Below are 9,609 nucleotides of genomic sequence, written 5' to 3'. Positions count from 1 at the left end.
CCCCCTCACCAGTGTTTCCGTATGGTTGCGCAAAGCGACAGGGTTTGTTGTGCTGATTTCGCCGGCTCCACAATCGTGTTTCTGGCCGGCGGGCCGAGATCGCGGAAATCACTTGTTTGCCGACGCTCATGATCGGCAGCTTGCGACCACATGGCCGGCTCATCGAGACGTTGTCGCCGTGGGCACGCCGGGGATCAGCTGAACAGTATGTCAAACAGCAACTTGAAGTTCAAAACAAGGATAATTCCCGCGACGATCCAGGCCAAAACGGCAAGCCACATGGGGATGACAAATTTACCCATTTTTCGCTTGTCCGAAACAAACTTGACCAATGGGATGACAGCGAAAGGAAGCTGCATCGAGAGAATGACCTGACTGAAGACAAGCAGCTGAGCTGTCCCTCTCTCTCCGTAAAACGCGGTGACCACCACAACTGGGACGATGGCAATGCCCCGCGTGAGCAGCCGTCTTGCCCAGCGCGGAATGCGCAGGCGAAGGAAGCCTTCCATAACGATCTGGCCAGCCAGGGTTGCCGTTACTGTTGAATTGAGTCCTGATGCCAGAAGCGCAACGGCAAACAGCGTAGAGGCGATCCCAAGGCCGAGGAGCGGTGATAGTAGTTCAAAGGCTTGACCGATTTCAGCCACATCGGTTCTGCCGTTGGCATGGAAGGCGGTGGCTGCAACGATGAGTATCGCCGCATTGATGAAGAGTGCCAGCATGAGAGCGATGGTGCTGTCAGCTGTCGCCCATTTGATTGCTTCCTTGCGACCACTGTCATTACGCTCATAGGCGCGGGTCTGGACGATGGAGGAATGCAGGTAGAGATTGTGCGGCATCACTGTAGCGCCAATGATGCCAATGGCGATGTAAAGCATTGCCGGATTGGTCACGATTTCCCGAGATGGCAAGAATCCGCCCAGGACTGCGGCGACGGGAGGGGCGGCCGCGAAGATCTGTACCGCAAAGCAGACAGCAATGATGATCAACAGCGAAATAATGAACGCTTCCAGGAAGCGGAAACCCTTATTCATCAAAAGGAGCAATAGGAATGCGTCGAGCGCGGTGATCAATGCGCCTCCGATGAGCGGGATGCCGAATAATAGCTGCAATGCAATTGCTGTTCCGATGACTTCGGCGAGATCGCAGGCAATGATTGCCAACTCACATGCAATCCACAGCATGAAGTTTACGGGGCGCGAGAAATTGTCGCGGCAAGCTTGCGCCAGATCCCGGCCCGTCACGATCCCCAGCCTTGCCGCCAGCGATTGCAACAAGATGGCCATCAGGTTGGAGAGAAGGATGACCGTCAACAGCGTGTAACCAAACTGCGATCCGCCCGCGAGGTCCGTCGCCCAGTTGCCCGGATCCATGTACCCGACTGAGACCATGTAGCCCGGACCGACGAAAGCCAGGAACCGCCTGATCCAGTGCCCACCCGTCGGTACATTGATCGTCGAATTTACTTCCGCGAGGCTCGGACGCAAATCCTCGTCGGGGCTGGAAAAGCCCCATTCTGACCGTGCTGTGGCAGTGAGTTGAGTTTCAGACATGACGGCCTTTCGGGAGCTGATATTTGGTGGGAACTACGCCTATGCTCAACATTATGCCCTATGCTATACTGGATTGCATAGGGCATTTTTATGGCGACATACGTCATTTTGATTCAACACTTGAATGACGGTTACAGCGATAGCCACAGGAACAGCGCCCGGACGGAAACGATGTACTGATCGCGTACTGGATCGATTGCATGAACATGAGACCTGACGATTGGCCGACCAACGAGTCCGAGGGTTTGCTGGTGGACCCCAGTACCCAGACGGATGAACCCGCCACAATCGCCGGACGGAGCTGGTCGAGGACTATATCGGACCGATAGCGGACGTCCGTAATACCTGCGAAAAATGGTCAGCTAGGGAGGGGCGGGGGATTTGGATGGGAAGCGGTCGTTAGCTATGCAACCGTCGAATACGGCCTTTGGCCGTCAGGTCCAGGATCTGTGCGACGATGATATTGGATCGTGCTGCTCGCGCAACGCGTCGGCTGACTGACGAACTACTTCTGAAATCTCCAAGAGCTGTTTGGCAATTGGGCTCGTCTTGCGCCATATCATGCCAATCGTCCGCGAAGGCTGGGGACTCTTGAAGCGGGCGACAGATACTGACGCCGAGCGCGTCTCCACCGCCACTGCCATTTCTGGGATCAAAGTAACACCGATGCCAGCGCTCACCATTTGGACCAGGGTGGACAGAGAGCTACCGTCCAGCAACTCGCGTGGTCGTGCCGAATGCATACTGCAGAACGACAGAGCCTGATCGCGGAAACAATGCCCCTCTTCCAACAAAAGCAGCCTCATTTCGCGTAGCGTTTCGCGATTGGGCACCGGCTTTCCCTCATCGTCCCCTGGCCGGACCAGCACAAAATTCTCCGCAAACAGCACAACTTCCGTCAACGAAGGTTCGGACACGGGCAGGGCAACAATAGCCGCGTCAAGCCGTCCTTCCGCCAGCTCTTGGATCAGCTTCTGCGTTAGCGTCTCGCGCACGTGAATATCAAGGCCGTCATGCACGCGGGCTAGGTTGCCGATAATTGTAGGCAGCAGGTAGGGCGCAATCGTCGGGATCACGCCTATCCGCAGCCGTCCCACCAGTCGGTCTCGCGAGGCGCGCGCCAAGTCGCCCAGTTCATCTACCGAACGCAGGATGTCGCGCACGCGCAGGGCAAACTGTTCTCCGAAGTTGGTCAACCGGATCTGCCGCGCGCCTCTTTCGAAGAGCTCTGTGCCCAGCGCTTCTTCCAATTCCTTGATCTGCACCGAGATGGCAGGCTGAGAGATCGCACAGGCATCGGCCGCGCGTCCGAAGTGGTTATGTCGTGCCAATGCTTCGAAATAACGAAGCTGCTTCAGTGTCAGGTTTGTCATAACGGCATCTTATCTCTGCAATCAATAAATCCAACTTAAATTAATCATGCCGCTCTGGTATAAGATTCGAAAAGGAGATCAAGAGCAGCTGATGTCACAACCGCCTTGCATCGTGGGTATGGGTGGTGCGCAGGTCGCTGATGTCCAGATTTTCCAGGTGGCTGGCGCGCTCGGGCATCCTTTGCTGTAGGAGTCTTGTTCAAGGCAGCCTCCGAGCAGTAGGACATTCGACGTTTTTGGTACTTGGTCATCGCGCTGGCCATGAAACGGGCCGTCTTCAAGGGCATTAATCGTCCTTGTTCACGGATGAGTTCAATCAACGTAGCAACGATCGGAGAGAAAGATGGACGCAAACACTGATGAAAAGAGCGCGGGCAATTGCCCGGTCGTGCACGCAACTATTTCCAGGGCCAACCGGGATTGGTGGCCGAACCAGCTGAACCTCCAGGTTCTCCACCAGCACTCCGCACTGTCCAATCCGATGGGCGAGGCGTTCGACTATGCCAAAGAGTTCAAGAGCCTCGACTTGAACGCCGTGATCAAGGACCTTCATGCTTTGATGACGGACTCGCAGGAGTGGTGGCCAGCCGACTTTGGCCACTACGGGCCGCTGTTCATCCGGATGGCATGGCACAGCGCCGGCACGTACCGCATCGGCGACGGCCGCGGCGGTGCCGGAGCCGGCCAGCAGCGCTTCGCGCCGCTGAACAGTTGGCCGGACAACGTGAATCTCGACAAGGCGCGCCGGCTGCTGTGGCCGATCAAGCAGAAATACGGCCGGAAGATCTCCTGGGCCGACCTTATGATTCTCGCGGGCAACGTTGCTCTCGAGTCGATGGGCTTCAAGACGTTCGGTTTCGGCGGCGGGCGAGAGGATGTGTGGGAGCCTGAAGAGGATATCTACTGGGGTCCCGAAGGCCAGTGGCTGGCGGACGAGCGCTACAGCGGCGACCGTGATCTTCAGAATCCTCTCGGTGCTGTGCAGATGGGTCTGATCTACGTCAATCCGGAAGGGCCGAACGGCACGCCTGATCCGATCGCCGCGGCGCGGGACATTCGCGAGACCTTCGCGCGCATGGCAATGAACGATGAGGAGACCGTCGCGCTCATCGCCGGCGGACACACCTTCGGAAAGACCCATGGCGCCGGCGACGCGACGCTGGTGGGCTCGGAACCGGAAGGCGCCAGCATCGAAGAGCAGGGCCTCGGCTGGACGAGCAAATTTGGCACCGGCAAAGGTGCCGACACGATTGGCAGCGGCCTGGAAGTGATCTGGACCACGACCCCAACGAAGTGGAGCAACAACTTCTTCGCCAACCTGTTCGGCTACGAATGGGAACTGACCAAGAGCCCGGCCGGCGCGCACCAATGGACGCCGAAGGGCGGCGCAGGCGCAGGCACGGTGCCGGATGCCCACGACGCAGCAAAGCGTCACGCGCCCTCCATGCTGACCACTGACCTCGCCTTGCGGCTCGATCCTTCCTACGAAACGATCTCAAGGCGCTTCTATGAGAATCCGGATCAGTTCGCGGATGCATTTGCCCGGGCGTGGTTCAAGCTGACGCACCGCGACATGGGCCCGATCGTGCGCTATCTCGGCCCGCTTGTTCCGAAAGAGGAACTGTCCTGGCAAGACGCCATTCCTTCCGTGGATCATGTCCTGATCGACGAGGAGGACGTTGCCGCCCTGAAGGTGAAGATCCTCGCATCTGGCCTTTCGGTGCCCCAGCTGGTCACGACGGCTTGGGCGTCTGCCTCGACGTTCCGTGGCTCCGACAAGCGCGGTGGCGCGAACGGCGCGCGCATTCGCCTCGCGCCGCAAAAGGATTGGGACGTCAACCAGCCGGCTCAGCTGGCGACGGTTCTTGAGAAACTCGAAGCGGTCCAGAAGGAGTTCAATGCTTCGCAGTCCGGCGACAAGAAAGTTTCGCTTGCCGACCTGGTCGTTCTTGGCGGCTGCGCGGCAATCGAGAAGGCCGCGAAGGACGCCGGACATTACGTGACGGTTCCCTTCACACCCGGGCGCATGGACGCGTCGCAGGACCAGACGGACGTCCACTCCTTTGCTCCGCTTGAACCGACCGCTGACGGTTTCCGCAACTATCTCCGCGGCAAGCAGCGCTTGTCCGCTGAGGAGCTGTTGGTGGATCGGGCGCAATTGCTGACGCTGACGGCGCCTGAGACGACTGTGCTCGTCGGCGGCCTGCGCGTCCTGGGCGCAAATGCCGAACAGTCCAAGCACGGCGTCTTAACCAAGCGACCTGAAACGCTGACGAACGACTTCTTCCTCAACCTGCTCGATATGGACACGGAGTGGAAGGCGACATCGGACGCCAAGGACGTGTTCGAAGGACGCGACCGGGCGACAGGCGAACTCAAGTGGAGCGGTACCCGCGTAGACCTCATCTTCGGCTCGCACTCCCAACTGCGCGCCCTCGCTGAAGTCTATGCGTGCGCGGACTCGAACGAGAAGTTTGTGAACGACTTCGTGGCGGCGTGGAACAAGGTGATGAACCTGGACCGTCCCGAACTTGCCTGATCTGGGCGCAAGGGCGCGCTCGGGGGCTGCTGAAGCCTCAGAGCGTCGGTCCGGAGAGATAGAATCCATGCCTGCGATCGCCTAGGTCGCCCGCAGGAACATCTGATGCCGGGCGGCGTTTCAAAGCCAATTGAAACGCCGCCTTGCCGTAGGCACCTGACAACTCGGCTGCGACACATTCGGGTTTTGGTCGGCTCACTGTCCGCTCAGCCAGCAACGCAGTCAGTCAGAGCTTGTGCGCGAGACGTCTATTCCCACCCTTCGGCGACATTGAGTAGTTCGCACAAATTCTACGTTCCAAGTTCCACTTCGGCGCAAAACGCTGCAAACGAGCGTCGGCGTGAGCTGATGCCTGGGCCAAAGACGGATATGCATTCACGCTCTTTTTGTCGGAGGAGCTATTAGAATGTCTCCACCCAAGGCCGCACCTCGATTTCCCAACTCCACGCGCTCCGCGGTTGACGTAGGAGGGCAAGGTAAGTCTGCGCGATTGCATCCGGGTCGAGGGTACTGTCCACGTGGTCAACCGGATCGGGGTGAGCGGCACTGCGGATGCTCCCATCGATCACCACGTGGGCGACGTGAATCCCTTGCGGTGATAATTCACGGGCGGCACTTTGGGCCAGGCCGCGAAGTGCAAATTTGCCCATTGAGAAAGCGGCCGAGCGGGCAAAGCCCTTTACGCTGGCGGTTGCTCCTGTGAAGAAGATTGCGCCGTTGCGGTCTACAAGCATCCGTTTTGCTGCTTGTTGGGCAACCAGAAAGCCCCCGTATGCGGAAATCTCTATCGCCTTGCGCACAGTTTCGGGAGCAAGATCTGTGAGCCGCCCGGGCACCCGCGAGGAAGCATTATAGATCACAATGTCAGGCGCGCCGATCCGTGCGTCCACCTGATCGAATAGCTGAATGACCTCCCTGGGGCTGGATGCATCAACGGCAAATGTTTCAGCGCCAACTTGCGCTGCCAGCGGTTCCAGTTTGCCGGCGTTGCGGGCGGCCAGACCAACTTTGATTCCCTCGGCGACCAGAAGACGGCAGAGAGAAGCGCTGAGGCCGATTCCTGCGCCCACGATGAGGGCGGTGCGATAGGGAAGCGGTGTCGTCATGTCAGTAATCCCCTGCATTCTGGCTTAAAACCAGAAAACGATCTGAACAGTGAATTGCCCGACCTTAACCGATCAGACCCACCAAAGCACCCGTTCCATTGGCGCTGAGCTCGGCTCTCAGAACCGATGGGCTTATGCAGTCTCCTCAGGCACGAGACCATCGAACACTTCAAGCATTGCGTCGGCAATCGCCTTGCCCAGTGCTGCACCAGATTCTTTCAGCGCTGCCTCATCCATATCACGCGCGGCCAAAGCAAGGGCCGATCCTTCAGACATGACGATTTCCTGGGCCCGCTCAATCGCCCAAAGGGCAAAATCGCTTCGTGTGCTAATTTCGATTGTTTCCATGGTGACAGGCCTTCTCCAAGCAATCCGGATACGGAGCGACCCGGCAGTAAAAGAGGGCCGATATATGACCGGCTCAATGCATGCGGCGGGCTGCTCGGTATCAGATTTTAACAAGCATGGCTGTGACGTACATGAAGGCGGTCCCCGCCGCTAGCCCGCAAAACGCCGACGGTGCCAGCAACGCACTCATTCCTTGGTCGCGCGTGCGCACGATCAGTGCGCTGACTTCGACAATGACCTGAGCTATCGCGCCCGCACCGATCGCCAGGGCAATTGCCGTCCATTGCGGCGCATAAGCGAGGCTGCCGACCCATATGCCTGTGACGGCAGGCCCCCCCGCCAACAGCGCCAATCCAACGAAGGTGGCGAGGGTGACACGGATCTTCAGTAACGGTGCGGCAATGCCGATACCCTCGGTGATGTTGTGTAGCGTGAACCCAAGGACAAGGAAGCTACCCAGTCCGGCCGCGCCCGCCGCAAAGGCTGCGCCGATAGCCAATCCTTCACCGAAATTGTGCAGACCAATGCCAAGGGCGATATAGGTCGCCAACGCGATACCCTTTGGGGTGCCACGCCGCCGTCCGATCGCCATCAATACGAGAAAACTGGCCATGGCAATCAGAACAACCATAACGTTGCCCTGGAATATTGCCGCGGACTTGTCCGCGAACTCGAGAGCCTCGACAACCGTGTCGACCAGCAGGAATGCAAGCAGGCCGACAGTCATCGCCAGAAGAAACGTCATCGTTCCATACCCTGCACCGCGCAGGGCCGGGTAGCACATCAGACCGACCGCAACGGGCAGAATTCCCACGAATGCACCGAGAACCGCCTGAAACCAGAGGCTGCCGGAGGTTGTTGCCGGAGACGGTACCGCCACGGCAATCTCGTGTTCGAATGTCGCGCCTGTGTTGGTGACGAAAGTTATTTTGTGTGCCTCTCCTAGCATCCAGGGAAAGGGCAGGGTGATCCAGGCGGTGCCGCCCCTGGCGATCGGTCCTGGCGGTACCTGCTTGAATTCCCAATAGGCTGCATCGACCTGAACCTGCGCGATCATCATCGGATCCGAGCCGCCGGCCCGAATCAACAATTTGATGCCTTCCTGATCGAGCATCGTGCGTTCGATGGTAAGGTTTTCGACAGGGGGCGCACCGTTGTTGAAATTCTGTAATGGATTCGTCTGCAAGAGCCAGACCATGGCCGCAAGCAAGACGGCAAGAGGCAAAAGAAGCCAGAGGAAGCGAGACAGACCCGGCCCCTTTGGTGCGGCGACAGATGACGTGGTGTCTATGGGTTCGTTTCTCATGCCAGGGTCTCTCTGACATCGAACATGCCCATCCAGCCGAGTTCGGTGAACTCGGATTGATGGGCGTGGAACATATAGAGCCCCGGCTCGTGCTCCTTGAAAGTAAACTCAAGAATGCCGCGCTGGGCCTGGCACTGCATGATCAGGTCAACGGTCTTCAAAGTCGGCGTCAGGGTCGTGCCCTGATCGTAGTAGTCGAAGAAATTGCCGTGCAGATGGAAAGAGTTGATGGGATCGAATTCGGTGATGTTGACAAGATAAATGCGAACCGGACGGTTGCGGTCGATCTTGATGGGTTCCTTCGCATAGCAATGCGCAATTGTGTTGCAGGCATAGAATTCGTTTTCGCCATCGAAGTTTGTGTCGAATGCGTTCATGATCATGGCCATTTCCTGCCATTGGCCATTTTCGGGAGAACCGAATAGACGCGAACTTGCAACGTCGCTCTGGTCGGGATGGAGAGCGGGATCGGGATCGATCACAAACAGGCCGTACATGCCCTTGTGGATGTGCCTTGCAAGCGGAAGCGCGTGGCAATGATAAAGATGGCAGCCGAACGGCTTCGCATTGAATTCATACAGGAACTCTTCACCGGGCTCGATGACGCCTGCGCCAGGCACACCATCCATACGCGCTGAATGGATCCCATGGAAATGCAGCGAGTGCGGATGAGAGCCGTTGTTTCGAAATAGAATGTTGAGACGCTCTCCTTCGGTTGCGCGAAGTGCGGGTCCTGGAACCCTTCCATTGTAGGTCCATGCCGGAAACATCACTCCCGGAGCGATTTCGATTTCTTTTTCCTCGGCGGTGATCTCGAACGTGCGCAGTTTTCGCCCATCGGGAAGTTCACTGACGACCCCCGTGTACCAATCCGTCAGCATTGAAGTTGGATCGAAGCCATTGCGGGCATAGTCGACCGAGCCGACGGTGATCATTGCACCATGCGCCGATTTGTGGGCAGGGGAGGCAGCATCGACGTTTGGTGCCGCACCCGCGTGATCTTCGTGGGCGTTCCGTGCCGCCGCGCTGCTCGAACAGATGGCCGTTGCTCCGATCGTCGCGATACTTCCACCTAACAGACGCCGCCTGTTTAGATTCGTCTGTGCCCATTTCAGCATTGGTTCGTCGCAACTCCAGTTAGCACTCCAAATGAAGTAAAGCATTATGCCTACATTATAGCAAGTGCTATATCTCACTTTCAGCATGTCGAGATTTTTTTGGAACGGAAATTTGCAGATTGAATTGGAACAATAGCCGAGGCTATGATAGATACATAACGTCTTTAAAAGTTTCCGGAAGGTGAAGCTCACATGAGGCCTGACGATTGGCCGACCAACGAGTCCGAGAGTTTGCTGGTGGACCCCAATACCCAGAAGGAAAGTTT

General features: G+C 57.7%; 7 protein-coding genes. 1 reads left to right on the top strand and 6 read right to left on the bottom strand.

All coding sequences use genetic code 11. The features are described from left to right. Positions 1 to 194: 194 nt before the first annotated feature. Together AAAC48_RS11880 and AAAC48_RS11875 are read right to left on the bottom strand one after the other, a co-directional pair. Positions 195 to 1,553: an Nramp family divalent metal transporter gene (locus AAAC48_RS11880; protein WP_340654370.1), complete on the bottom strand. Its 1,359-nt coding sequence runs from the start codon at positions 1,551 to 1,553 to the stop codon at positions 195 to 197. Positions 1,554 to 1,987: 434 nt separating this feature from the next. Continuing rightward, on the bottom strand, positions 1,988 to 2,926 hold the full coding sequence (locus AAAC48_RS11875) for a LysR substrate-binding domain-containing protein (RefSeq protein ID WP_340654369.1): 939 nt from the start codon (positions 2,924 to 2,926) through the stop codon (positions 1,988 to 1,990). A gap of 343 nt (positions 2,927 to 3,269) precedes the next feature. Here AAAC48_RS11875 and katG point away from each other — a divergent pair, with 343 nt between their 5' ends. Further along, positions 3,270 to 5,465, top strand: coding sequence for a catalase/peroxidase HPI (gene katG / locus AAAC48_RS11870; RefSeq protein ID WP_340654368.1), 2,196 nt, complete (start codon positions 3,270 to 3,272; stop codon positions 5,463 to 5,465). Between the two features lie 401 nt (positions 5,466 to 5,866). Here katG and AAAC48_RS11865 read toward each other — a convergent pair whose 3' ends face one another. The 4 genes from AAAC48_RS11865 to AAAC48_RS11850 form a co-directional block, all read right to left on the bottom strand. Beyond that, complete coding sequence (locus tag AAAC48_RS11865) at positions 5,867 to 6,571, bottom strand: SDR family NAD(P)-dependent oxidoreductase (protein WP_340654367.1); 705 nt, start codon at positions 6,569 to 6,571, stop codon at positions 5,867 to 5,869. A 132-nt stretch (positions 6,572 to 6,703) separates the two neighbouring features. Then, complete coding sequence (locus tag AAAC48_RS11860) at positions 6,704 to 6,919, bottom strand: hypothetical protein (RefSeq protein WP_340654366.1); 216 nt, start codon at positions 6,917 to 6,919, stop codon at positions 6,704 to 6,706. 100 nt (positions 6,920 to 7,019) lie between these two features. Next, positions 7,020 to 8,225: a metal transporter gene (locus tag AAAC48_RS11855; RefSeq protein ID WP_340654365.1), complete on the bottom strand. Its 1,206-nt coding sequence runs from the start codon at positions 8,223 to 8,225 to the stop codon at positions 7,020 to 7,022. Continuing rightward, positions 8,222 to 9,343, bottom strand: coding sequence for a multicopper oxidase domain-containing protein (locus AAAC48_RS11850; RefSeq protein WP_340654364.1), 1,122 nt, complete (start codon positions 9,341 to 9,343; stop codon positions 8,222 to 8,224). The genes AAAC48_RS11855 and AAAC48_RS11850 overlap by 4 nt, the downstream gene beginning before the upstream one ends. Between the last annotated feature and the right edge of the window lie 266 nt (positions 9,344 to 9,609).

Origin of the sequence: Phyllobacterium sp. (assembly GCF_037994405.1) — a bacterium.
Taxonomy (GTDB): Bacteria; Pseudomonadota; Alphaproteobacteria; order Rhizobiales; family Rhizobiaceae; genus Phyllobacterium.
This window is presented reverse-complemented; position numbering and strand designations above follow the sequence as displayed.